Origin of the sequence: Spiribacter curvatus, assembly GCF_000485905.1 — a bacterium.
Taxonomy (GTDB): domain Bacteria; phylum Pseudomonadota; class Gammaproteobacteria; order Nitrococcales; family Nitrococcaceae; genus Spiribacter; species Spiribacter curvatus.
On the sequence record NC_022664.1, the window covers coordinates 1,681,640 to 1,707,660 of the forward strand.

The window sequence follows — 26,021 nt, forward strand, 5'->3', positions numbered from 1 at the left end:
AAATCTGGTGGAGGGAGGAGGATTCGAACCCCCGAAGGCTGTGCCAGCAGATTTACAGTCTGCCCCCGTTGACCGCTTGGGTATCCCTCCAGAATCAAGCCCTGAATGTTGGTGAATGCGGGGGCGGATGTCAAGGGTGCCTCATCTCCGTCCCGAGGGACCCGGCTTGAGCCTTAACTCATATGGCGTGGGCTATCTGAGTCGACCTTCACGCCCACTCAAGATACATCACCCCCTCGTCAATGATGCCCGCCACATTCTCAACATTCTCGGTCGATTCGGCGAATTCGACCAAAAGACTCTCCTCAGAGACAGCCGGGTTATTCTCGATCGCGTTGAGCCAAAACTCGAACCCGTCATCATCGGGCGACCGACCGAGCACGTTGTTGTAAAGGGCATCAACATAGGCTCTATCAGTCAGTGAGGCGCCGTACTTTTCGGCCATCTCATCGGACGCAACGAACTCCGCAGCGACCTCATCCACCTCAACACCTGACTCGAGGGCGTTGACCCAAAAGCCAAGCCCTTCCAGATCCGGCAACCGATCAAATGCAGCCTTATAGATTCTGTACGCCTGGGCTTCGAGAGAGTCGCCGGAGGGCCCTATTACGAGTCGATCGTCGGAGAACGCAACCTCGCTGAACCCCGAAAAATCCACCGTACTGCCATTAGATGTGAGCGTTAACCCACTCTCGCTTTGACGTGCCTCACTGTCTTGGTAACTGATGCCTGGGCGCCAGACGTCTTCACCCAACCCTGCGTCCAGGTCGACACCGCCCGCGAAGCCGCTGACGCGGTCGTCGCCGCCCCGCAACTCGATCGTGGAGGCAAGGTCTCCGAGGCTTACACTGTCGGTGTGTTCGGTGAACACGACATGTTCAACCCCGTGGGCGGCCTCGTTCGTATCCGGTGCGAGCCGAATGTTCCCGACCTCGCCGAACGGCGCCGAGTTCTTCGTCCCCGATGCCCAATCGTAGACGCTGCCGAGGGTCTCGGTCTCGCCGATCGAGATTCGACCGGATTCAAGATCTGCGTCGACACGGCCGCCAACTTCTCCGAGGTAGAGCTTATCCTGCCCCGTGGTGCCGAAAAGCCACATAAAGTCCGAGCCCTCGGCGCCAGAGAGATCAAGATCAAAGCTCACCGTCGAAAAATCGCTGACGACCGAATCGCCCGCTACAGACGAATCATCAACTCGGTAGGTGATACCCGAGCCATCATCTGCACGCCCGTACATCTGCTGGAGCGCATGAATATCGAGGGGCCCAAACGATAGCGCGTTCACAGGTGAGTAATATGATGGCGACGTATCGATCGCATTGTAGGTCATGACCGACATTAATGGCGTATCAAGTGCATCGGGAAGCACTGCCGATTCATATCCACCATTGTAGGGCTGCGGATGCTTAAGCCCCAGCGAGTGACCGATCTCGTGGATCAGGGTCTCCGCGAAGTCACGCCCTACGAGATCCGTACTGACGAAGTTATTCCCATATTCATAGTAATCACTCGGGTAGTTCGCATACCCTCCCATGGTCATGTTGTGCGTCCCGAAGCGAACATCCCCTTCGCCGGGGGCTACTTCCTCAAAGCTGAGCCCGGTAAACGCTGCCACCTGGTCAAAAACCGCCTGGGTTAGATCCTTTTCCCTCTGGCTGAAGGCCTCGAATTGCGCAGACTCTCCAGTCGGTATGTAGCTGTAGTCCGAATACGGAGGCCGCTCACTCTCGGTATAGAAGGAATACGTAACCGTGTTACTACTCATTGTCTGTCTCGATGCGAGCGCATCCTCATGGGTTGCCATGAGAGCCTTGAATGCGTCCGTACCCGACCCAAGCCAGTCCGTATTGTAGTCATAGGCCATCGTTCGATCTCCTTTGCCTTCAGCGTCGGCCGCTGCCTCCATGCGACGACACCGGTACCCCGGCGGGAAGCCGCGGCACTTGAGCATCAAGCTGTATCGTGCTGCTGTATGACCCTCGCCACGACATACCCCAACACCCAGGAGCGGAATGACGCAACCAATGACTGCACACCCTCCCTCCAATCAGTGGACGCTGTCACTGATCGTGCCGGTTCTGAACGAGGCCCACTCACTCAGGCGATTTCTGGATGAAACGCTCGAGGTACTGCTGCCGGTGGTACCCGCCCTGGAAGTCATCTTCATTGACGATGGCTCAACTGACGGAACCCTAGAGATCCTGCGTGAGCTGTCGAGCACTTATCCGGGCGCTCGATATGTATCCTTTTCGAGGAATTTCGGCAAAGAGGCTGCCTTGAGCGCCGGCCTCCAGCATGCGACGGGGGATGCGGTCGTCCCCATGGATGCGGATCTGCAGCACCCCCCGGAAGCGGTGATCGATTTCATCGACGTCTGGCGTCACCGAGGCGTCGAGGTGGTGTACGGCATCCCCGCATCCAAACAAGCAGAGACGGCTAGCAAGACCGCCACTTCCTCCTGGTTCTATCGGTTGTTCAATAAAATATCCGAGGTTGATATCCCTGCTTCCGCCGGTGACTTCCGCCTGCTTGACCGTGTGGTGGTGGATACGATCAATCGGCTGCCCGAGCGTAACCGTTTTATGAAAGGCATCTATGCCTGGGCCGGTTTCCGATCTGAAGCAGTTATCTATCAACAACGTGGACGTCTGACGGGAACGAGCCGATTCAATTACTGGAAACTATGGAACTTTGCGCTCGACGGTTTCATTGGCTTTTCAACCTGGCCGTTAAGAATCTGGACCTACATCGGCGGTATCATCGCTTTATCAGCCTTCGTGTATATGGCCATCATTATCACCAAGACACTGATATGGGGTATCGATACGCCCGGATATGCTTCGCTGATGTCTGCGGTTCTCTTTTTCGGGGGCATGCAATTGCTGTCGATCGGCATACTCGGTGAGTACGTCGCGAGGATGTTTTCTGAGACCAAACGTCGACCGCTATACGTCGTCATGGAGACCGATTCCACATGAGTGGTCTAGAAACGTCTTCCATACGATACATGATTTCAGGGGCGAGATCGCTGAGGGATCCAACTGGTCCCGTTGGCCTATTGATTGCTGTAGCGATTGCCGGGACGTACATTACGCTACTTTTTCCTGCTGGGTTCGTGACCGGCGATGCCCCGTGGTGGCACGCTCAGCGAGAAGACATCTCGCAGTACCTTGCGGGGCTTAACGCCTTCCTCGCTGAGCCGTGGAACTTTCCGCTCCTATCTGTTCAATCAATTGTCTACCCGCAAGGCACGAATGCGATTTTCCTGGATGTAATCCCCGCGCTCGCCCTTATTCTGAAACTCTTTGTTCCGGACACTGCGCTACCCATCAACCCTTACGGTGCCTGGCTGGCCGCATCCATTACTCTGCAAGCCGTCTTCGGGTGGCTGATCCTCCGCACACTGCAGGTCCGTCAGTGGGGGGCGCTCATCGCGCTTTCCTTTTTTCTGGTCAGCTTTCCCGCCCTCACACATCGCCTTGGTCATGTCAGCCTCACCTCCCATTGGCTACTTCTTGCAGGCTTGCTGCTCTACCTAAGGGGCTGGCAAGAGACCCGACTCCCCCTCATCAGCTGGTCCGCGCTGCTACTGATCGCCTTTTATATCAACCTCTACCTAACGGCGATGCTCATTCCGCTCTATGCCGTATCAGTTCTGGCTGTAACTCCCTGTCGCGGCCAGCTCCGCTTTGCATCAAAGGCCGCCCTCGCTTTTGTTCCAGTCGCCGCATCAACATTGGTCACCATCCTTCCGCTACCCGGTTCGAGCGGCGCCGAGAGCTGGGGTTTTGGCTACTACTCGATGAACCTGCTCGCGCCATTGACCGGCGGGTATCTGTTGGAAATCCCGGGGAACCCCATCGCCCATGGCGGCCAGGGCGAAGGCTTCAACTATCTGGGTTTTGGAGTGATTCTGCTTTTCTTATTGGCCGTCTGGCGTACATGCGGCAGCCGATGGCGGATCATCAATCAACATCGGTATCTCTTCATTCTCTGTATTTTGCTCACTCTCTACGCATTATCGTCACAAATCTACTTCGGTGAGACTCATATACTCACGAATCGTATCTTCAAGCCATTTGAACCTATCACTGACATTTTCCGGTCATCCGGCCGGTTCTTTTGGTTACCAGGATATACGATCGCTCTTTTTGCGGTTCTTGCCTACGCAAAAAGGCCAGACGCACACTGGGTAACCCCTGTTTTCATCGGCCTAGCGTTGATTCAATTGGTTGATCTTCAAAATCATCATGAAAATGTCTCCAGTTATCTCCATCGACCGGCGGAAGCCAGGGGCGAGATAGAGATCTGGGATGAGCACGTGCCTTACGATGCTGAGCATCTTGTCTTTAGCCCCCTCTTCGGCTGTCAGGACGGGCCGCCGACTGATTTGCTAGCCGCCATGCGGTTCGCCATCGATGAGGGGATGACCATTAATACAGGCTATGTCGCCCGACACGCCCCAGCCTGCAACGAGGGCGCCGCGTCCAATATCGATCAGCTAGGTGATAACGTCGTTGTCTTTTTCGACAAAGATGACTATCCAAAGCGTTCGACCGCGCTCACACGATTCAATCACCGCGATGGCACATGCGATGATGGACAATCAGTGTGGATCTGCACGCCATGAGCGGCCAATTGATCGCATCCTATCTCAAGCGTGACGACCCAAGGCAGCTAAGGAGCAGTCGTCATGTTGATTGCTGAAGTTGGCCGGCTTTTCAAATTTGGGATCGTCGGGGGTGCTGCGACCGCTGTCCATCTGGCAACGGCATCTGCATTGCTCTTGATTTATCCGGGATTCTCCGTCTTTCTCACGAACTTTCTGGCATTCTGCAGCGCAGTGCCGGTTTCTTTTTACGGCCATCAAAACTTTACCTTTCAACGTCAAGGCAACTCAAAAAAGTTTTTCTTGGTTGCATTCGGCGGGTTTCTAATCAATAACTTTTTCCTCGGCATCGTGGTGACGACGACACACATGAATGGCATCGCTTCCATCACAATCTCGACACTGGCCGTGCCCGTGCTCATTTACACCATCTCTCGCCTCTGGGTATTTCGTTGACCCGAGCAGAATCGGCGTGCGGAGCCCGGATTCCACGTGATGAGGGACCCGAGTGTGGCTGCTGGGAGATACTCGGGCTCTTTCCCCGACCAAAGAGGAGAGAGCCACGATGCCGACCAGGAGACTACCGATGCGGCGTGTCCGCGCGGCGGGTCTGAGCTAGCCGCTTCCTGAGGGTCTGGACGACGCACAGCTCGAGGCGATGCTCTACGCTAAACCCAAGCCCACACCAAGGGCGAGGCGCCCGGTACCGAACTGGTCAGCGGTTGAGCGTGAGCTCCAGCACCGCGGCATGACCCGACGACAGGTCTGGCTGGAGTACCGCGAAGTTCATCCCGACGGGTACAACTACGTGTGGTTCTGCGAGCAACTGCGCATGACTGGCAGGGCTCGCATATCCGGGCGTTCGAGTACTTCGGCGGTGTCCCGGAGACGGTGGTGCCGGATAACCTCAGGAGCGGTGTAAACAAGGCCCACCGCTACGACCCGGATCTGAACATCGCCTACACGCGGCTTGCCGAGCACTACGGCGTTCGCGTGGTCCCGGCACGGGTGCGTGGCCCGCGGGATAAGAGCCTCGTCGACAACGCAGTGTTGATCATCGAGCGCGAGGCCATCAGCCAGATGCCTTTCATGGACCGCCTCGCCCTGCTGCTCGATCGTGAGGTCATGGCCCGGGAGGACCGCCAGCTCGTGAGCCCGCAATGGATAAGCAAGGAGCGTAACGTCCTCATCAACGGCTCCACCAGCGTCGGCAAGTCCTACTTCGCCTGCGCGCTTGCCCAGAAAGCCTGCCGGGATGGCTACGTGATCAGCCGGGCGGGTCAAAACTGTTGGCCAAAGAAGCGGGGCCCATCACTTGGAAGCAAGGTCCCTTTGTAGGCTCCCCCTTGACTGGAATACACGGCTTGCCTGGCCAGAAGTTTCGTCCGGACCGGCGTCTCAAGCTAATTTTTGAGCATGACAGCCGCCGATCAGGACTGCGGTAACTCCGCTTGCAGCGCCCGGGCGTAGGCTTGCCGCGCCGTCTGCGCAATGGTGATCTTGCCCAGTAACAGTGGACACTCGATTACGCCACTATCCGGGCCTCGAATGCATCAGGGCTGATGTATCCGAGGGCAGAATGGCGACGGGTTCGGTTGTACTCCACTTCGATGTACTCGAAAAGGACCTGGCGCAGGGCGTCGCGGTGCATCAGCGGCACACCATGGATGCTCTTGACCTTCAGGCTGTGGAAGAAGCTCTCCACTACCGCATTATCGAAGCAGTTGCCTCGGCCACTCATGCTGGCGACCAGTCCGTAGCGACGGATCAGGTTCCGGTGATCCCAGCCACAGTAAACGCTGCCGCGATCCGTGTGCATGATCACGCCGCTCGGCTCGCCACGCCGGGCAAGCGCCGATCGCAGCGCCGTGCAGGCGAGCTCAGCGTCGATGCGCGTGCTGGTTGCCCAGCCGGTCACCTTGCGCGTGCACAGATCCAGGATCACCGCGAGGTAGAGCCAGCCCTGTATGGTCCGCAGGTAGGTGATATCACCCGCCCACTTCTCGTCTGGCCGTGTCGCACTGAAGTCCTGAGCCAAGAGATTGGGCGCGACACCGAGCGAGTGACCCGAGTCGGTGGTATGCCGAAAGGGTTTGGCCGCGCGGGCCCGCAGCCCTTGCCGGCGCATACTCTCAGCCACGGTCTTGCGGTTCATGGCCATGCCTTCAGCCTCCAGCTCCTCGCGAAGGCGAGGCGAGCCGTAGCGGCGCTTGTTCGCCTCAAACAGCTCGATCACTTTCGCGTCCCGCTTGGCCCGCTCGGCCAAGCGTTGCGGAACGCTGTCCCGACGGCGCAGCCATGCGTAGTAGCCACTGCGCGAGACGCCGAGCACCGCGCACTGGTGCGCGATGCTGTGGGCCGATCGATGCTGGTGAATGGCGGCGTACTTCAGTCCAGCTTCTTCGCGAAGTACGCCGCGGTTTTTTCCAGGATCGTGACCTCTTCGGTCTTGTCGGCGAGCTGGCGCTTAAGCCGGGCATTCTCCTCACGGAGCTGGCGTTCTCGGTCACTGACGGACTTCTCGTGCGCCGCCTTCGCTCGCCACTGATAGATCTGCGTGGCGTGCAGGCCGAGCTCACTGGCTGCGGCTGAAACACCGATGCGCTCGGCGAGCGCCAGCGCCTCGGCATGATATTCCGCGCTGTAGCGGACCCTTTTGCGCTTCGGCATGTCGTTGGCTGCTGTTGCCATGGTTCACCTCCAGTCTACTAACTTACTGAGGTGTCCACTGCCGGTGGGAAGGATCATACCGCTGCAGCCGGATAGGAGGACGATCGTTAGGGTGCAGATTGTTGCTTTGGTCATGTCTTAGGCTCCTCAACCGTATACCCGAAGAACTCCACCCAAGGGTCTAGCTTACTACGGCATAATCGTCGAAGAGAAAAAGGTAGTTTTGATAAGAGGACTGGACGCCTAGAGATAGCCCTTTACGAACGTTGGCATACGAGGGTGTCCTCACAGCACGTTTCTTCGAGTGCTCGGCGAAGTCTAGTACAGCGTCGTCCCATTCAACGCCGAGGAAATCAATAACACGCCGTATCGTTGGCTCGAAATTTGTCACTAGCTCGTCGTAGTAAACGTAGCAGACACGATCAGTTTCTCCGGGGAAAACTTCAAACCAGTTTTTCATCACGTAGTCATAAAAGTCGCAGGAACTCCAGAACTCATTGAACGCTGCCATTGCCGCATTCTGATGGTATCGTTGTTTAAAATTTGACAGGACGACATCGTATGGGTGCCGCACCGAGAAAATATACCGTTTGGCTGGAAACAGCTTCTCCATGTAGTGGATGTCAGCAGATAATATGGGGGTTTTGTCGATAAGAATCGTTGAGGATTTTTGTCGGCGCTGCTCGAGCGCATCGTAATACAACTCTCTATGTCGAAGCGCGGAATTCTTGGAAGTTTTATCTTCTTCTGATACCTGCTCCGCCGCACGGAATGTGGAAATCAGCGCTCCGGATTCTTCGATGGTCTCTATCCCTTCATGACTATTCAGAGCATTTTCTAAAAGGGTGGTCCCGGTTCTCGGAAATCCTGTTTGAACAAAACAGTCTGCCCTATCGTCCGCCGGCAAGTCTGCAACCTGTTTGTGTGCGTTGGTCTCAAGGTGGTTTATATACGACGTATACTGGAATCTATCATCCCGATTTTTATCATTTTGCTTCTGGAAATTTTCGAAAGCTTTGCGGAATGAGCCAATATTTTCATAAGATATTGATTAAGGTTCTATGTCTATGACTTCGATGGAATGTTTTTTCTTGACCACATGAGGTACAAAGAACAAGACCTGAATGTCATTGACGGTGACAGTAACCGAAAGGACTGGACCTTCTGGTGCGACCTAGACTTCCCAGACTAACTGATCTTCCAACGCAACCCGTGCACAATGAACGTAATCACGGTCTTCGTCAGACATGTATTTGTAGTAGAGGGACAGGGAGGAGAGTTGAGACGCAAAGTCGGTTGGGTTGGTGAGGTGTTTACCGTCGATCAGGGATCGTTGCAAAAGGTCGAGTTTCTCTTTGATCTTATCTTGAATACTCATCGATCTCCTTTTCTAAGTGTATTCTCGTTATCGCCTAATCCTCATCTTCCAATCTCAATCTTCTTTCAGACAGTGTTTCATTTTCAAACACCCAATAACGAGGACCTGTTACTGATGAAGAGTTCCACCCATACTCTCGGTTAAGTAGGACCAAAGATGATTGGGTTAGAGATGTCACTTCGCCTTCGAACTCTACATTTCGGTCATCCACAACCTCGACGGTGATATTCTCATCACGCACAAAATGAAGTATCGAACCCACCGGAATTCCGACTGAAGAGAATGTAAAGTTGGACCTTCTGCCCCTCTCCTTATTCAACGATTGTTGCTCTTCCTGGTCTTCGACAAAGTCACTGTTTGGGGTGATATTCTGAAGTTCAACCAACTTCAGTATTGATAAACTTCGCCGAGCACTCGAAGAAACGTGCTGTGAGGACACCCTCGTATGCCAACGTTCGTAAAGGGCTATCTCTAGGCGTCCAGTCCTCTTATCAAAACTACCTTTTTCTCTTCGACGATTATTGCCGAAGCAAGCTAGACCCTTGGGTGGAGTTTTTTGGGTATACGGTTGAGGAGCCTGAGCAATGACCAAAACAATCATCTTTACCCTAGTAATCCTCCTCCTATCCGGCTGCAGCGGTATTCCCTTAGTACCGGGTATCTAACCGGAGCATATGAAAGACCTCGACATCGCTATCGTCCTGCTGAGTCGGCAACAAGAACGTCTCTCTAGGCAGATAAAGGCGCTTTATGACGAGGACTTCGACTATCCCACCCTGAAGCGATGGCGAGATGGTTGGGCCTCTGAATTACCTCTGCTGAAGTATCACCCAGATTTACTCCCAGCCGTTGATGCGCTCCTCGAGGAGATGGAGGAAGGTCGATGCCCCTTCTCTGTAATGGACAAGGCGCGTCTGGAGGTCTGGAAGTACCACAAAGCTTGTTGGCCCCTTCTCAAAGACATGGGGATTGATCTAGGCGCCTACATGGATGACTTCGGGGCCATTGAATCTGACCTGAAGGCAACATTTCGGCAGGAGTATGAACAAAAGAAAAGGCTGACTAATCAGGAACAAGCTGATTGGGTAAAATCTATCCTAGTGCCTCAGATTGATGATTGGTTAGCTAAAAGGGCGAGAAAAGCATCTATTTTGATGGCCACTGCTGAAGCTCACAGCAAAGCGAATAAGGTAGTGGATGCGGCTAAGCGATTTATGAAGAAGATCTAATTATAGGCTCTCTTAGAAGACTTTACCTTTTAGCAGTAGGGTTGCCTCATATAAAAAGAGAAAAACGCTCACAGAGCTTCTGCGGGAGTCTCAGGTGCATTCACTGTTTCTATCCTAGCTTCTTATCTACTAATTAGCCTGAAACGTGATCTGGTTCACAGAATTATCGGGTAATGGGGTCTAACCTCTGCCCTATGAATTTAACGAGACCTAATCGACAGACAAAGATGCTGTATCGGTGGCTAACCGAGAGCGAGGAATCTGCTCGCTATTGGCGCCAGCAGGCTGAGGAAAATAGTCCCTCTGATCTGTCCCTGATGCTGACCTTGTGGGCGGTGGAGGAAGTTTCAAAACTACCACCTTCTATGGTGAGAGATTCAGCGATGCTGACCTTGCAGGTTGTGGAATGGGACATCCTTGCGAAGGCCATTAGAGAAGGATATGACCATGCTTCAAACTATTGATTCGCATAGGGTTATTTTTGACTGGGAGATGGTTGTTGGGGAGCGCGCGTTAGTGGTAAGCGCGCTTTGTTAGGTTTAACTAATACTGTAACCAATTGTTATTAATATTCACTTAGTCGGATAGGCAGAAGTGATATTATTGGGATGATCGAATAGAACGTTAAGATCCATTCATCTTCCATTGTTGAAACTCCTCTAGTCGTGTCCTATATCCATCTGTGATTTCACTCTCATTTGTTTTTTCTTGCTTTATGGGAGGGTTCGGTACACCTGTTACCTTCTCAAAGGCTTTTACCATTTGTTCCTTGAGTTGTTGCTTGTATTGGCTCTGAATGATCACAGAGTCATGTACGGAGAGGACTGGAATGTTGTTTTCGGTGAAGTGATTGATGATATGACTCATGATACGGCTGTCGATATTCATGAAGCCAATCCCAGCATCTGTCCCAATATAATGTCTGATAGGTTCATTGAGTAATAGGAATTCTTTGAGTAGCCACTGACAACTGCTTTTATTCAAACCAATATCAGGACGGTCTCCATCTTTTACCTCTTGTTCATAACTCTCAAGAAACTTGTGGGTTCCTATCTCTGGGGTATTTGCATTAAGACAGATCAGCACGATTTGCTTAACATCACTGCGCTGCTGTACTGAGTCGCCATCGTAATCCGGTAGCGTATAGGGCAACCAATAGGGATCTTCAGGCGCTTCCAATCCCTCGCTGGCATATGCAATGCGAATGTGCAGACCTGAGTAGTCCAACTCGACAGTCGGCTGGTCATCGATTCGGATGTCTGCTCGAAGGTGTTTACCGATATGCTGCCAGAATCCGCCGTAAAACCTGCCATCGCACTCAAAGCTCGATCGACCAAAGATGCGCCGTACGAATTTACTATGTTGACTGATGCGCTGGTAGCGCGCTTGAGGAGTTCTTTTGTTCGGATCCCTTTGTCTGATCCCGATAGCAGGAACCTCGAGACTTCCAATATCGACAAACGTAGCCGCAAGCAAGCGATTATAGGCAATAAGGCGTTCGCGCAGCGTGCTCACTGCATAAGGGGCTCGGACTATATCGTCGTTAGTTCTTGGTTCTGGTTCATCGGCATCGAGGTATTCAATGTCAATCTGTCTCTTTGACTTGTCGCCAACAGGTTGTCGGAGCACCACACACTCCCTGCCGGCCATTTGGCCGATTACATTGAGGTTAAAGGCGACGCTGTCAAACCATGCCTCGAGTCTTTGAGTTGGCCAGATTCGAGTTGTCCACTTCAACTGAGGAGTGATGTCGCCTTTGAGCTCCCCTAGTAAGCCCTGTGCGATCAGATGTTTCACAATGTCTCTAATCTTTCGTGTGATTGGCAGTGTATTGTATCGGCTGGCTGGTTTGTAGGACGTTGTGTCGTGAGAAACCGTCAAACACTGTTGTGGATCTTCACCCCAACATACTAAGAGATCCAACAAGAGCACCTTAAACTGGTCTCTAGGCGTGCTTACTGGGGGACGTCCCCGCCCATCATTTGGTTTATCAAACGTTGCCGATAGATATTCGCTCCACAGCGCATTCACCCATGCATCGACCTCTAGGTCATCACTCCATCGATGGATATTAAAAGGACGAGAGTTCTGCCAGTCACGTTCAGTCATAGCAACACCTCGAATCGTTAATTACTGTTAAAGGAAGGAACGCCAAATTCTTAAGTTTTCCGACGTATTAGAAAAGTGCATTAAAAAGAGTGGGTTGGGGGCCTACAGATTTCTTACCCGGTAAAAAACTATCTGCCCTGTGTCTCATTAGATCGCTCCTAGGGCCAAAGTGTGTGTGTGGTCTATGAATATCGGATATGGGACCCAAACAAATCTAGGGGGGGGGCCTAGCCCGGAGAGGGCCCCATCAAAAGCCCCGTGTTCCTTTATATTTATTCCCTAATAAGCTAGCGAAGAAAGCAAGCCCTCTGAAGAGGGCAGTAAAATCTAATAAATAGTGTATAAACAGTAGTTTAGGAATTCAAAGCAGGACGTGAAAGAGCTGTTAAATCCTAGCCTCAGCCCACCACCAGCCTCTCTAAAAAAAGCTAAGCGGCCTCTATCACGGGCTGGGTGAAGGCTTTCTCCAGACTTGCCCCAACGCTACCTGTTGCCTCATGGAGGGTCTCTTGAGACAGGTGTGCATAACGCTGGGTTGTAACGGGTCGAGCATGACCGAGGAGATTTTGTACCTCGTACAGGCTTCTGCCGCTATTCACGAGGAAGGAAGCAAAACTGTGGCGGAGGTCATGAATGCGCAGATCCTCTAGGCCCGCTCTCTTCCGGGCTGTATCCCATGAGTTGAAGAGCTGCATATAAGGTTTGCCTGTGTCCGGGTTGGGGAAAGCATAGGGGCAGTCATCCAACCTCGGGATTGTCTCCAGCAGCCGGATAGCGGCATCACTGAGGGGTATGTACCGCGTCCTTGCAGACTTGTTCTTCGGCAGCAGCCACTGACGACTTGAGAAATCAAAGTCTTCCCACTTTGCGTGCAGGACCTCGTTACGCCGAGCGCCTGTCAGTAGCAGCATCGCCACAATGTACTTGAGCATCTTGGAGTTTGACTCCTCCACGGCCCGCATCAACCGCTGAGCCTCTTCAACACTGAGGAATCGCTGGCGCTGGCCTTCGTCCGCCATCTTGGGGATATCCTTTGACGGGTTCTTGGTAACCCCGGGGACTTCCCACTTGATCGCTGTATTAAACAGGTGCCGCACAAGCACAATCACACGATTAGTAGACCCGGGCTTGTGGTCTATCTGATGCTGGGTGAACAAATCCACGAGGTGCTGTCGGCGCACTTCATCCATATAAAGGTCACCGATGGCTGGAAGGATATGGTTCCTCAGCAGAGATTCATCACTGACACGATCCCGCTTGTAACTGAGCAGGTACGGGAGAAAGCTCCCTGAGACGAACTGTGCAACTGTTGGAGTGGCTCTGTGCTCGGCTTTCTCTTCCCTTGGGTCTTCACCCCTAGCAACTTGCCCGTTGACCTTTTGAGCTGCTTTACGGGCATCAGCCAACGTCAGTCCACCAACACGGCCAAGCCGATAGTGGCGCCGCTTGTCCCGGCTATCCATATAGCGCAGGTAGAATGTTCCAGTCCCGTTTGAACGGATCTCTGCTACGAGACCATGGACCTCGGTGTCGATCAGGTTGGTCGTTCGCTTACCGGCTGCGCAGTTGGTCTGCTCAAGGAGTTTCTCGGTTATCTTAACTTTCGGCATAGAGGGTCTCCTGCTACTGTAGAAAATCTCACTACACACCTAGTATAAATGATGTCTGAGAAATCTTCAAGTACTCTTGAGCTATCCCATAGGATGATTGCGTTAATCTTGTGCCTAAGAGCAGCGCGGTCTGTTCTGGGCTGGAGTCAGACGGAGCTAGCTAGTCGAGCTGGTATATCTAAACCTGCCCTGAATCGCCTAGAGCGCTTTGAGAGTGAGCCCCGCCTTGAGACTGTCCTAAAGATTGAAGAGGCCCTCTCTGCCGCCGGTGTGGTGCTCGAGCGGCAAAGCGACGGTAAGTCCTCGATCATTCTTCAGCCAGAGGTCATTGAGGAAATGAGCGAGCGCATTAAAGCTGGCGAGAGTGTCACCTCACGAGGAAAGGTGGGGGGCGTGAAGGAGGAGAGGACCCGTTTCTTCAGCCGTGAGCAAATGGACAAGCTCAATAAAAAGCAGTGACGAGGCGATCGCCGAAGGCTACTGACAGTCCGTGGTCAGACATGCGTAAGCACTATCAGACGCCAAAATTCCCTATAAAGCCAATTAAATCAACTGGTTATATCAATATAGTGCCCTTACAGGGGGCTGTCGCGTCAGTTTTTGGTAAGTCTGATCGTCAGATATTGGCAAGTAACAGCAGAGGCAAGCCTTGAAACCCGCCTGTATCCCTTAGATATCGCCAATGATGCCTGAGAAGTATTTGTTCGCTCACTACAAGCATTGATGACTTCACCGGTACCGCGGACGACGATACGTTTGAGCAGACTGCCGACGGACAGCTGTCCATCGACGACACGCTGGATGGTGGTGCTGGCGATGACGTCCTGTACATCCGTGATCAGGACGGCGCTACTGGTACGTTCGCTGCTACGAACATCGAGACGATCGATGTGCGGGCGAGTGAGGACAACGCTGACATTGAACTCGATAATGTTACGGGTTACACAGCGCTCGTCGCGAATGCCCTGACTACTGATGGAACGGACGCAGATGACCTCGAGTTTACCGAGATTGAAAATTCTGCGGACCTCACCCTTGAGGTGAAAAATATTGCGGCGGCTGACGATCCGAACGCTGTCTTCACGTTCGCTGACGATGAGTTTGACGGCGATGATGACACCGTTAGCGTGCGGCTAGCTAACAATACCAACGCATATCTCCACATAGCTATACGTGCTGCTGCATAAATTAATGGTCCGTCAAACCCACCCAATTGGCGAGCGGCCGACGTTACTTGTTTAAACTCTTCTCGGGCGTCCTCCCTGTCAAGAAGGTGCAGAAGGGAAAACAAATGCAGAGCGTAGTTGGAATTGTCGATTAACGTTAGGCGGAAATAGTAGCCCCATGCACGACGCCACCCTAAGTTATCCCTTGCCTCCTCCGCTGCTTCTTGCAAATATGTTATGTCACCAGTTTCTACGTACAGGGTTTCGCAGGCACGGACAACGTCAGCAGCTCTGTGCTGGGCGTGTGCCAATAGGTACTGCTGTTCGGCGAGATGAAAACTCAGTTTGTCCTGCGCAAAGCCCTCGAGGGCGCGAACCTGTTCAAATTCTCCGCAAGCCCTTAGCGGCTTTATGAGGTTTCGTCTGACATAGGCACTCTTCGGGGCAAGGACCATCGCATACCGCATGAGCGCCGGAGGAATCGCTTTTTCGTGCGGTATTATCTTTGGCAATAAGGCGATCGAGAGCATTGGATCTTTAGTCGCCAAACAGCCATGAAGGCTTCTGTAATCCGACTTACCAGCATAGCTGCGAATTAGCTCGATAGCTTCGGTAAAGCTTATTTCTTTACTCATTTACCCACTCTGCCAATTATCAATTAGTTGATTGCTCAAGCTTAAAAGTGCCTATAGGGATTTTCGCTTAAGCACAAAAAAGCCCCGGTGGGCCGGGGCTTTTACTCTATCAACGCTGTAAGGTATTAGGCGTCTATTAAGTCAAAGTTCGCCGAATTTAAGGCGTCCTCTGCACTAAGCCCAGTCAAAGTAACGACATCCCCAACGCCATCGATATCGTCAGAATTGTCAGAATTAGCGTTCATTTGAGCCACTGCGACACGGAAGTCACCATCAGTGGTCTCATACCCGATTAGGATACCGTCGTTATCCGCCGGAGCAGTGTCAAATTGAAACTCATGCGATTTGCCGCTTGCGAGTGCAGCCTCAACCGCAGATGAGTCGGCAAATGTTTCCTCGGTGAGCACGATCATCTGGTCTCCAGCAGCTAACGTCGGATTATCTCCGTCTCCATCGACCTCTACGGTCGTGAGATCCGTAGCCGCGGTGATGGTGTTCGCATTGCCATCAACCAAGTCTACGTCGTCCGCACTAGCGCCGGGCTGCAAGTTCTCTAGTGTCGTTAACTCAAGATCCAAGTCGTCATCATCGATTGAGAAATCAGTGATGGTCGCCGCATTGACAGAATCAGAGTTCGCAGTCCCCTGCACGAAGGTGTCGTCTCCATCTCCGCCGGTCAATGTGTCAGTAGAGGAGCTACTTGGCTGGAACGTCAGGCTGTCATCACCAGCACCACCACTTAGAACATCACTTCCAGAACCGCCGACGATTTCATCGTTTCCGTCACCACCAGTAATATCCGTTGAGGTTCCACTGGCCAGCACGTCTAAGTCACCGGTCAGCTCGGAGGCGTCAACCGTAGTCGTAGCCGAGGAGATGGCGTGATCGGCGTTACTCGCTTGCTCAGCGCTGAGGTTGATGTCTTGGTCGCCAGAAATTGTCAACTTGTTGACGTCAAAGGATCCAAGGTTCTCTAGGAAAGATGCAGCCTCGGCAGTCTCGAGGTTGGCTTCGTCAAGGAATCCATTACTCGTTGACAGCGTGTTGCCGTTAAGGACGTCGGCACCATTCAGCACAAAGTTAACGGTCTGGGTGCCTGTATTCTCCGCCATTCCGATGGAGATGTCGTCAAAATCATTCGCTGCATCACCAAGGGTAATCGTTGCGTTATTTGTGACGTTGGTAAGCGTCAGCCCTTCGTTATCACCTGCACCCTGTGTGTAACCAGTCATGCCGTCGAGCTCAGAGAAATCGACCGTAATGGTTCCAGTAAGGGCTGTTTCTGTATTTTCAACAACCTCTACATTAGAAACATTTTCGAACGCAGCGTCCTCCGAGCTATCGACCACAGCACCAGTAGCGACGTCTAACTGCAAAGTATCTTCGCCTTCACCAGTGTCGATCGTGTCAGCGCTGCTCAGGCGGCCCTGCATATCGATAACATCATCGCCAGACCCAGTCGTAATGGTCTGCTCAGCATCGCCAAGCACAAGGCTGACGTCTCCGGTTGCGTCCGAGGCGTCAATCGTCTCACCGGTGAGACCACCCGCGAGGCTGACGTCGCTATCACCCGTCACATTGACGGTTGTCGCGGACAGTGCCTCGTTGGCTAATGTAGCAGCAGCGGTATTATCGTCAGTACTTTCAATATTGAGGGTTTCGATAGCCCCGGCGTTGCTCGAGTCAATATCTACAACATATGCGTTGGTATTGTTAGCTAGCCGCACGCTAACGGTGTCATCATCGCCGTCAAACTCATCGTCAGCGAACGTGAAGACAGCGTTCGGATCGTCAGCCGCCGCAATATTTTTCACCTCAAGCGTGAGGTCCGCAGAATTTTCAATCTCGGTAAACTCGAGGTCATCTGCGTTCGTTCCATCAGTAGTCAGGGCATTCGCGACGAGCGCTGTGTAACCCGTAACATTATCGAGTTCAATGTCAGCGTTGTCCTCACTCGCCCGCACATCGATCGTCTCGATGTTCGTAGCAGTAAACTTACCAGTACCGCCGTCCTGATCCCGAACGAACAGCGTGTCGTCCCCAGCACCGCCGTCGAGCGTGTCGTCGATGGACAGCTGACCGTCCTTCGTCTGCTCGAACTTGTCGTCGTCTGCAGTACCCGTGAAGTCATTGATGCTTGTAGTGAGCGTGAAAGTCTCGCCGCTATCTGCTTCGACTTCTGCATCGACGAATGACTTAACCGCCTCGGGTGTCGAAGTGTCGGTATCTGCCGTTACTGAATCGATGAGGGCTTCCGAGACATTGACATCTTCCTGACTCGGTTCGCCCGGCTCACTGACGTCGGTGCCATAATAGTTCGCGACGGCAACCTTGTTCTGCAAGAGGTCCCGACTCTGCTGCGTCAGCTCGCTGCCGCCCTCTGAGTCGAGCAAGCTACTGATCATGTCAACAATGACATCACCCGGCTCGCGACTGTCCATGGCGCTCGTCCAGAAGTCGATGCCTTCCTGGTCCTGCTCGCCCTCTCCACGTCCGAGAACGTTCTCGTAAAAACTTCGAACGATCTGTTCATTCGTCTGGAAACCAGGATAGTACCCGTTCGAGCTCGCGCTCTCGAACATATCCTGCGCGACTGACTTAAGGGCTGCCGGCTCGTCCAGCTCCGCCCGTCGTGCGTCAAGCGCCTGCACCCAGAAACTGAGGCCGTCATTATCCGGGGCCCGTCCAATCAGGCCCACGTAGAGCTCTGAAATTTGCTCTTGCATCTCTTCGGTAATCGCCATCTCGGTTGTCCTCCGACAAAACCAAAATTGAGTTGGACCCCAAACCTTCCTATCTGTTTTCGCTTTGGGAGCCACGTTCTCCACTGCCTCCAGTGGATCTGGGTTGATCATGCCTCATGAAACCGATCGGTTCAACACCCCCGGCAGCAGTGTCACCGCAGTGTCACGGTATTACCCACAGCCACATCATCACCCGTTACAGCTGGTAGGCCACTGTCCGAACGGCTGCGTCCCGACCGTCATCGGGAGCGTGCACCTCACATAGCATCTGACTGTCACGGTACGCTAAGCCAAATGGCGGCGCGTCTAATTCCACCCCACTATTCACCCGCAACCGAGTCGAACCACCCGCCGGCATATCCTCGTTTGGTGACCAGCACTCGCCAGTAGGCACATGCTCTGTCACGATCAGCCAGCGATAGGGCCGCGCCTCGTTGATGCGCCTCACGATACTCGCGATGTCATCGTTCGGCAGATGTTGGAGCACTTGCCGCAGGAAACCGACATCCCCAGCGGGTAAGGAGCACGCGGCGATGTCCCGCTGCTCAAAGCGAACGGGTAAAGCACGGTAGCGACTACGATTTTGGCGAATTATCAGGCCAGAGACATCGCAGGCGAGGAATGTACGCGCCGGGTCGGTGAAGTGCCGACCGACGTTGAAATCGCCACAGCCAAGATCGACAAGGCGATCAACGCTCGTAAGGCTCGCCAGAAATTCGTTCACGGCGGCGACGTATTGGTCCACGAAGACGGGCTCGTGCGAGCCACGCCCCGACTCACGCTCGCCGTTGGGTGCTTGCCCCCACTGGCCCCGCCGGTAGATTCCCTCGAATACCCGACGGCGATGCATCGCGGCACGACGATTGGTCAGCCAGCCGATCATGAACGGATCTGCGCCCAGAGCTGCTTCGCACTCTCGCGCCAGGACACAGAAGCTTCACTCTGACCCGGACATTCGTCACGCTCGCGCTGTGGGGCCCAGTCATCAAGCGCCGTCGCGAGCGCGGCGCCGGTGAGGCCCTGGAAAAAACAGGTCTGGGCAGGAGCCACTTCGCGGAAGACCGGAATATCGCGCGCAAGAATAGGAACACTCCGCGCTCCCGCCTCGACCAGGGGCAGGCCGTAGCCCTCGTCCTCCGAGGCGGCGATCAGGCCATCGGCCTGATGGTATAGCGCGTCCAGCTCGGAATCGTTCAGTCCATCCAGCCAGAACAGGCGCTGGCCGCGTTCAGGGTGGCCGCTCAGCCGCTTGACCGTCTCCGGGATATCCCGTCGGTGGCGATCCGGCAGTTCCTGCCAGCCCTCTTTGCCCACAATCACCAGGCAATCCGTCGAACCGGCCGCCCAGCGATGTTCGAAGGCGTCCAGCACCTGTTGATGGCGTTTGCGCGGCTCGATGGTGCCCACGGTGATAAAAAGGCGGCGGTCGGTGGGCAGATCAAGATTGGGTGGCGGTTCGTCCCCCATCTCACTCGTCGCGATATGATCCGTTCCCAGCGCAAAGTGGCCGGTCTTGATGACCTCAACGCGCTCCGGCTGGTTTTCCACCAGCCATCCGCGGACAGTATCGCGGACCGCTTTTGAGGTGCCGAAGATCGCATCAAAGGTGGAAACCGCTTCCATCCAACGCTGATGGGTCTTATCGGCACCCGGCGGGAAGCAATGGGGATGCGTGACCGGCAGTATGTCGTGGACGACAGCAAACACCAGACATCCATTGGCCCGCAGCTGCTGATGAAGTCCGCTATCCACCGCCGCCACCAGTTGCTGGCCACTGATATCGACAATGCCGAGGATATCGCCCGGCCCAGGGTCCACCACCTCGTCCCTCAGCCCGGCAAGATCACCGCCGTTAATGCGCCGCATCCAATCCATCGCAGTCATGTAGCACCAGTCGCCCTCGCTTTCCACCAATCGCACCGGCTCGATGCGAAAGCCCTCCGGTGAGTCGATAAGCCAGGACTCCACGAGGCGCTGGGCCACCCGCTCGACGCCGGTCACTCGATCGCTTGCCGCCGTGGCCGTTACATCAATGAACAGACGCTGCCTCGGATTCCCCATTGGCAGGGTCGTCGCAATAGCGGTGGCGAGGTGCTCTTGATCTGCCGCGCCAAGGCGCTGGATGGCCTCGGCATCCAGCGCATCGACCAGACCATTCGCCGAGACCCGGTCTCGGGCATAGGCCCGCTCAAGCGCCTCGGCATACTCCGCCGCGCAGGCGATTGGGGCATGGGCTGTGGCGATCAGCGCCCTCGCCGCTGCACCCAGGCGCTCGCGAGGCTCAGCGTCGTCGTGTAGGGCCTCCAGCGCCCGTATCAGCGCATCCGACTCAATCGGATCATCGATCTTATAGACCGCGTCGTCAGGCAGTTCCGCCATCGACCCGTGCGTATTCACCAGCACGGGGAGTCCATGGGCCATAGCGTGGGTAACGGCACCGGAGGTCTCGCCCCGAGACTCGCCGCGCAACTGCACCGCGACATCCGCCGCCGCCAACCAGTCGGCGAAGGCCTCGTCGGTGAGGCGATCGGTGAAGCGTATGTTGCCGGCCCCAGGCGATGACGCCATCGCCGTCAGTGCGGCGCCGTATTCGCCCAGATCCAGGGGCCCAGCGAAAATAAGCTGGCAACGGTGATCTCCGGCGAGCCTGCTGTCCATCCAAGCCTCAAGGAGGGTCTTGCAGCGTTTGGTCGGCGCAACCATTCCAAAGCTTGCAATGATGAACGCATCCGGCGCTAGTCCGAGCCGCTCTCTGGCTGCATCGCAGTCGGCCTCCTGTGGCAGGGCCCGCAAATGCGGAATCACCGCCCAGTGCTTTGTAGCGTCTGAAGTGTAATGACGCTCGACGAGTTCACGGGCGTGGCGGGAATGGACGATCACGCCACGAGCCCGCTCGATGATCGGCCAGCTGGCAGGATATTGATCGATGAACGCGGATCGGGGCATCCCGAGGGCTTCCGCCACCGCGCCTATGCCGTGCGACACACGCACCGCCTGCGCCCAAGGCGGACCCTTCCCTGCGCCATCAATCGGGGCCTGGAACTGCGCCGGCTCACCAAACCAGAGCCCCCCGATGTAAGCATCATGCATCACGACCACACCGGGCACCGCGTCCATCAGATCGGCCATGAAGCTATGAAACGGAGAATTCCCAACCTGGTAGAGAACACGGTCGAATGCTGATGCCGCCTCGCGCAGGCCATCCGGCTCCAGCGGTGGACCGAATGCTTCGATCAGCGCGTCACTGACCAGCGGCTCATCCGTGACCAGGGTTATGTCGTAGTGCTCAGCAAGCGCCGGGAGGAGCTCCTCGCTGTAGTTCGCGATCCCGGTATGAGCGGGCGGCAGAGGCGAAACGAATGCAAGCCGTGGCTTACCGCCGGTGTTGGACACCATGGCAGGGTCCGCGCGCCGTGGATTGTCCTCGGCCGATACGAGATGCTCGAACACACTCATGGTCAGGGCGGCCGCACGATCCCAGGAAAAGCGCTTGGCCTGCTCCTGCGCCGCGGCCAGCCGTTCTGCCCGCCACGCCGCATCCGTCAGGACACGCTCAAGCTTCTCGGCGAGTGCCTGGGGATCATCCGGATCGAACCGCGCCGCTTCGTCACCCACCACTTCGACCAGGCTCGTGGCGTTGGCCGCGAGGACGGGCGCACCGCAGCGCATGGCCTCCAATGCCGGCAGCCCGAAGCCTTCATGACGGGAGGGGAAAACAAACGCCGAACAACCGTTGTAGAGGGCAACGAGTAGCTCATCACTGACATGGCCCAACACGATGAGCGCATCGGCGGGCACTCCGTGTCGCCTTGCGGAGGCGGCAAGGGCATCACGCTCAGCGCCCGAGATGGGACCGGCGAGCACCAGCCGCTGGGTCGCCTGGACCGCAGCGGGCAGACGCCCGAAGGCCCGGATGAGCAGATCCACGTTCTTGCGCGGGTCCACCGCGCCGGTATGGAGCACGAAAGGCCCCTCAACGCCGTGCGCCCTCAGCAGCGCTTTGGATTGCGTCTCGCTATCTCCATCGGGCCGAAAGCGCGCCTCCGCATCCGCCCAGATCGGTGTAGTGCGTGAATCCTCGATTCCCAACCATTGGATAGCCTCCCTGGCGGTAAAGGCCGAGTTACAGACGAGATGATCCGCTTTCTTCACCTCTTCAACACGACGGAGATAGTCGGCCTTCGTCTCGGGGTAAGCGTCGAGATATTCGCGCTGTTCGATCAGCGGAATGAGATCGTGCATTAACACCACGCGCGGGATGGCGGGGTCCAGATGCGAGAGATTGACCACCGCCTCCGACTCGAAGAAAGACGGGATAAGGATGATATCCGGCGCCGCTCGCTCAATCGCGGCCGCATACAGGCGCTGCCCGATCTCCCGCCATCGATCATGGTGGAAGATGTGGCGGTCAACGCCGTGCGGCATGGACCAACGGGAGATTTCGACATTAGGTAAGGCGGCCAGCGCACTCTCTTGCCATCGACATACCGCAGCCGGCATCGAAGTGTCGAAATGGAGAATGAAGCGATGCTCGGGATATTGGGGGGGCAGCGCCCTCACGAGCTCTCTGACAAACCGCCCAATGCCACGGTAGTGGCTATCCGTCTGATCTCCTTGCATGTCAATCAGAATGCGCATTGGTCTGCTACTCAAATTTCCTTTTCAAGCGTCTGGAGACATACTGCGCATGACGCGCTATCCCGGCGTTGTTATTAGTCATTGCATGGCAAGACCGTTCAGCGATCGCATCGCGAAGGCGCTGCTCAATGCCGAGCGCCCGTATGACTCGGCGCACCCGTCGCTCAACCCGATCATGCCTGTACAGAAATGATCGAAGCCGCCCGGAGCGGGCCAGCTGACTTATGATTCTGAGAATTACCCCTTTGATCTTGGATCGACCTACCCTGAGCCGCTGGCTAGTGGCACGCAGTGGTGCGGTGATCTTCCATGAACGGCTGTCGTAGAGCGCGTTCAATCGGTCACTGAGGCCTGCGAGCTCTTCCGAGAGCTGCTCCTGCTTCTGAAGCTCGATCTTGAGTGAACTGAACTGTTGCTGAGCAGCCAGTCGATCAGCTTCCACCTGGCACGCCAGCCCGTCTATGCGCTGATCAACCTGCTGCCGCTGGCTACGCTGCGCGGCGTCGCGCCGACGCATTAACAACTCGGCGGTGATGCCGGCATGTTGATCTGCGGCCGCTCCGATCCGCTCCCGCATCGTCACGGACCACCCTTTACCTGCCAAGACGGCAAAATCTGGGCTTGCGCAGTTGTAGATCTCGGAGGCCGACGGAAAGGGGGCGTCATGGGCAATGCTAGGCTCCTGTAGTCGCAGGATATGGCATGGATCAAAGCCATAGAATTCCACAGCAAAGGCAAGCAGCCGCGGCGGCAGTGGATTTTGGTGGGTGGGGTCCATGTAGAAATCCACCGCCGTTACCCGAAGGTTCTCGGGGTTCGGCGTCTCCAAGATCAGCATGCCGCCCCTCGCGAGCGCCCGGTAGGCCTCGGCGATCAGCTCCCGAAGGACATCAAACTCAAGATGCTCGGCAATATGAAACCCCGAAACCAGCGCGAGCGAGCCCTCTTCACAGGACCGCAGTGCGGCGATCGCGTCGCCGTATTCGGCGTTGAAGCCCCTTTCCTCGCAGGCGGAGAGCATACCGGCATCAAGATCGACACCGCGCCCCTCTAACCCAACCTCGCCAAGCACTTCCAGCCACTCGCCACGGCCACACCCCAGATCCAGGGCCTGAGCGGCCTTCCCATGTCGGCGCTTGAGGACCTTCAGGTAAGGGGTATAACCGCGAAGCCGCTCAAGGATCAGTTCCCGCGACCCGCGGTATCGGTCCTCGAACCGGCGATAGAAAAGCGATGCATCAGTCATCGACCATCACCGTGATGTCTGTCGGGAGCCAGGCCGAGCCAGAGAACTTCGGCAAGGCCGAATTCACCACCTCAAAACTGACCGCGCCATCCCACCAGTCATAGCAGCGCTGCGTGTGATCGAAACCAGCATGCAGAGCAATACTCACCACATACCCGCCCTCGCCCAGATTGGCCGAGAATGCGAAATCCGCCGCCACCGTCGCCCCCGCGCGGAGCCCCTCGATCACCTTTTCATTGTAGGCGCTGTTCGTTCCGAAGACCGGCTGCCCAAGCCGGTCGCGGATCTCGAACCCGATCACCATCTCGGGGATGTCCTGGACCGCTCGGGCGGTGATGCACAGCCTGGCTCGCTGTTCGACCTGGAGCAGATCCACTTCCACGTCGTTATCGTTGACCAGGCGCACAGACTCGATCCGCGCCGATGCATCGCCGGAGCGGGTCACCAACTCGCCGGATTCATCGGGTTGCTGCTCGATGACGGTGGCTACCCCATCGCGCTCGCTCAGTGTGGCGTTGTAGTACTCGAAAACGGCCTTGGGGTCGCCATGAGTGCGAATCTGTCCGTCCTCCAGCAGATAAGCGACACTGCATAGCGCCTGCACGGCGGCCCGGTCATGGGAGACCAGCAGCAACGTGGTTCCTTCGGCGAGAAACGCGCGGATACGGTCAAAGCTTTTCGCCTGGAAGTAGGTATCGCCGACCGACAGGGCTTCGTCAACGATCAGCACATCCGGCCGCCAGGCCGTGGCCACGGCAAACGCGACGCGAACCTGCATACCGCTCGAGTAGGTGCGCACCGGGGCATCAAAGTAGGTGCCGATCTCGGCGAACGCCTCAATGGCATCGATACGCTCATCGATCTGGCCGCGATCGAAGCCCTGCAGGCTGGAGGCATGATAGACGTTCTCCCGGCCGGTGAGCTCCGGATCAAACCCCATGCCGAGCTCCAGAAGAGCGCTGACGCGACCACCGATCTGGATCTCGCCTGTGCTAGGGGTCATGGTGCCGGTAAGGAGTTTCAGAAGCGTGCTTTTACCCGCGCCATTGCGGCCAATAATGCCGACCGCCTCGCCCGGCGACACATCGATGAAAATATCCTGTACGGCCCAGAATGTCTTTGCCGGTGCGCGGTTAATATAGAGCCAGTTGGCGATCCGGTGCCACTCGGACTTGTACTGCCGGAAGCCTTTGCTGAGGTTTCTAACCCGGATCTCGCTCATAGCATATCGACCATCTCGGGGGAGGCGCGACGGAAGAGAAAGCCCGCCACCAGCACAGCTACCAGACAGGCCACGGCCATCACCAGAAAATGAGTTACATCCGGGACTCTGCCGTAGACGATAGTGTCGTGATAGGCCGAGACGAACCAGTACATGATATTCAGGTCATATAACCCCTGATAGGACTCCGGGATGATTTTGATTGGATAGACAATGGGCGTGAACCAGAAGGCGAACTGAAGCAGGATCGGAATCAACTGGCCGACATCACGGATGAAGACGTTGAGTGCCCCACAGACCAGCCCGATCCCGGCTCCGAACCCTCCGAACAGAATCATCAGCACCGGCACCCAGAGCATGGCAAAGCTGAAGGAATGCCCAAGCAGCAAGAACACCCCAAGGGCCACCAGCAGGAACAGGAAGTTCTGAACGATCATGGTCCCCAACATGACGGCCGGCAGCGCCACCCGCGGGAAACTCAGCTTCTTCATGAGATCAGCGCTGTCTATGAATAGCGCTGTCCCCCGACTGACGCCGTCGCTGAACAGCGTCCAGGCAAAAATCCCCGATGTAAGGTAAATGGCATAGGCGTACTGCCCTTCGACACCCGGCAGCTTGGCCGAGAGGACATTGGAGAGGATCAGCGTGTAGATGATCACCAGGCTCAGCGGCTGCGCAAAGAGCCAGAAGATACCCAGGCGGCTACGTGTCAGCGACGAGACCAGTTCGTTTCGGACCGAGCTTGCCACGAAGTACCGATAAGCC

Annotated in this window: 19 protein-coding genes and 1 tRNA gene; 6 read left to right on the forward strand and 14 right to left on the reverse strand. The window is 55.6% G+C overall.

Annotation, left to right across the window (positions count from 1 at the left end; translation table 11 throughout):
* Positions 1-5: 5 nt before the first annotated feature.
* Both SPICUR_RS08285 and SPICUR_RS08290 read right to left on the reverse strand, forming a co-directional pair.
* Positions 6-90, reverse strand: a tRNA-Tyr gene (locus tag SPICUR_RS08285).
* Between the two features lie 118 nt (positions 91-208).
* Complete coding sequence (locus SPICUR_RS08290; RefSeq protein WP_158499839.1) at positions 209-1,864, reverse strand: DUF4214 domain-containing protein; 1,656 nt, start codon at positions 1,862-1,864, stop codon at positions 209-211.
* Between the two features lie 148 nt (positions 1,865-2,012).
* Here SPICUR_RS08290 and SPICUR_RS08295 point away from each other — a divergent pair, with 148 nt between their 5' ends.
* The 4 genes from SPICUR_RS08295 to SPICUR_RS08310 all read left to right on the forward strand — a co-directional run bounded on the left by SPICUR_RS08295 (position 2,013) and on the right by SPICUR_RS08310 (position 5,947).
* Positions 2,013-2,978: a glycosyltransferase family 2 protein gene (locus SPICUR_RS08295; protein ID WP_202951826.1), complete on the forward strand. Its 966-nt coding sequence runs from the start codon at positions 2,013-2,015 to the stop codon at positions 2,976-2,978.
* On the forward strand, positions 2,975-4,630 hold the full coding sequence (locus tag SPICUR_RS08300; protein WP_148291342.1) for a DUF6311 domain-containing protein: 1,656 nt from the start codon (positions 2,975-2,977) through the stop codon (positions 4,628-4,630). The genes SPICUR_RS08295 and SPICUR_RS08300 overlap by 4 nt, the downstream gene beginning before the upstream one ends.
* A gap of 63 nt (positions 4,631-4,693) precedes the next feature.
* Positions 4,694-5,065 carry a GtrA family protein gene (locus tag SPICUR_RS08305; RefSeq protein WP_023367972.1) on the forward strand — a complete coding sequence of 124 codons (372 nt, stop codon included), beginning with the start codon at positions 4,694-4,696 and terminating at the stop codon, positions 5,063-5,065.
* 354 nt (positions 5,066-5,419) lie between these two features.
* Positions 5,420-5,947 carry an ATP-binding protein gene (locus SPICUR_RS08310; RefSeq protein ID WP_041381848.1) on the forward strand — a complete coding sequence of 176 codons (528 nt, stop codon included), beginning with the start codon at positions 5,420-5,422 and terminating at the stop codon, positions 5,945-5,947.
* A 187-nt stretch (positions 5,948-6,134) separates the two neighbouring features.
* Here the strand turns inward: SPICUR_RS08310 and SPICUR_RS08315 are convergent.
* The 3 genes from SPICUR_RS08315 to SPICUR_RS09950 form a co-directional block, all read right to left on the reverse strand.
* A protein-coding gene (locus tag SPICUR_RS08315; protein ID WP_148291343.1) for an IS3 family transposase occupies positions 6,135-7,300 on the reverse strand; the annotation gives its coding sequence in 2 pieces (ribosomal slippage) (positions 6,135-7,030 and positions 7,030-7,300; 1,167 coding nt in all).
* A 160-nt stretch (positions 7,301-7,460) separates the two neighbouring features.
* Entirely contained in the window at positions 7,461-8,186 is a 726-nt protein-coding gene (locus SPICUR_RS08325; protein ID WP_076742145.1) for a sulfotransferase family protein, read from the reverse strand.
* A 267-nt stretch (positions 8,187-8,453) separates the two neighbouring features.
* Complete coding sequence (locus SPICUR_RS09950; protein ID WP_148291344.1) at positions 8,454-8,657, reverse strand: hypothetical protein; 204 nt, start codon at positions 8,655-8,657, stop codon at positions 8,454-8,456.
* A 674-nt stretch (positions 8,658-9,331) separates the two neighbouring features.
* Here SPICUR_RS09950 and SPICUR_RS08330 point away from each other — a divergent pair.
* The gene (locus SPICUR_RS08330; protein WP_023367982.1) at positions 9,332-9,886 is read left to right on the forward strand and encodes a hypothetical protein; all 555 of its coding nucleotides are present in this window, start codon (positions 9,332-9,334) and stop codon (positions 9,884-9,886) included.
* A 624-nt stretch (positions 9,887-10,510) separates the two neighbouring features.
* Here SPICUR_RS08330 and SPICUR_RS08340 read toward each other — a convergent pair.
* Complete coding sequence (locus SPICUR_RS08340; protein WP_148291345.1) at positions 10,511-11,995, reverse strand: hypothetical protein; 1,485 nt, start codon at positions 11,993-11,995, stop codon at positions 10,511-10,513.
* 428 nt (positions 11,996-12,423) lie between these two features.
* Positions 12,424-13,605: a tyrosine-type recombinase/integrase gene (locus tag SPICUR_RS08345; protein ID WP_023367988.1), complete on the reverse strand. Its 1,182-nt coding sequence runs from the start codon at positions 13,603-13,605 to the stop codon at positions 12,424-12,426.
* A 93-nt stretch (positions 13,606-13,698) separates the two neighbouring features.
* Between SPICUR_RS08345 and SPICUR_RS09800 the strand changes: the two genes are divergently transcribed.
* Positions 13,699-14,064, forward strand: coding sequence for a helix-turn-helix domain-containing protein (locus tag SPICUR_RS09800; protein WP_023367990.1), 366 nt, complete (start codon positions 13,699-13,701; stop codon positions 14,062-14,064).
* A gap of 481 nt (positions 14,065-14,545) precedes the next feature.
* Here the strand turns inward: SPICUR_RS09800 and SPICUR_RS09955 are convergent, their stop codons facing one another.
* From SPICUR_RS09955 to SPICUR_RS08385, 7 genes are all read right to left on the reverse strand, one after another.
* On the reverse strand, positions 14,546-15,406 hold the full coding sequence (locus SPICUR_RS09955) for a hypothetical protein (protein WP_148291346.1): 861 nt from the start codon (positions 15,404-15,406) through the stop codon (positions 14,546-14,548).
* A 125-nt stretch (positions 15,407-15,531) separates the two neighbouring features.
* A complete protein-coding gene (locus SPICUR_RS08360; protein WP_023367993.1) occupies positions 15,532-18,150 on the reverse strand; it encodes a beta strand repeat-containing protein in 2,619 nt (872 codons plus the stop codon).
* 196 nt (positions 18,151-18,346) lie between these two features.
* Positions 18,347-19,033 carry a class I SAM-dependent methyltransferase gene (locus SPICUR_RS08365; protein WP_023367995.1) on the reverse strand — a complete coding sequence of 229 codons (687 nt, stop codon included), beginning with the start codon at positions 19,031-19,033 and terminating at the stop codon, positions 18,347-18,349.
* Positions 19,030-22,788 (reverse strand): glycosyltransferase, encoded by a 3,759-nt coding sequence (locus SPICUR_RS08370; protein WP_041381854.1) that lies wholly within the window; start codon positions 22,786-22,788, stop codon positions 19,030-19,032. The genes SPICUR_RS08365 and SPICUR_RS08370 overlap by 4 nt, the downstream gene beginning before the upstream one ends.
* 7 nt (positions 22,789-22,795) lie before the next feature.
* Positions 22,796-24,034 carry a class I SAM-dependent methyltransferase gene (locus tag SPICUR_RS09610; RefSeq protein ID WP_023367998.1) on the reverse strand — a complete coding sequence of 413 codons (1,239 nt, stop codon included), beginning with the start codon at positions 24,032-24,034 and terminating at the stop codon, positions 22,796-22,798.
* Positions 24,027-25,256, reverse strand: a complete 1,230-nt coding sequence (locus tag SPICUR_RS08380; RefSeq protein ID WP_023368000.1) for an ABC transporter ATP-binding protein — start codon at positions 25,254-25,256, stop codon at positions 24,027-24,029. The genes SPICUR_RS09610 and SPICUR_RS08380 overlap by 8 nt, the downstream gene beginning before the upstream one ends.
* Entirely contained in the window at positions 25,253-26,005 is a 753-nt protein-coding gene (locus tag SPICUR_RS08385) for an ABC transporter permease (protein WP_202951827.1), read from the reverse strand. Before SPICUR_RS08385 ends, SPICUR_RS08380 begins: the two co-directional genes overlap by 4 nt.
* Positions 26,006-26,021: the final 16 nt, after the last annotated feature.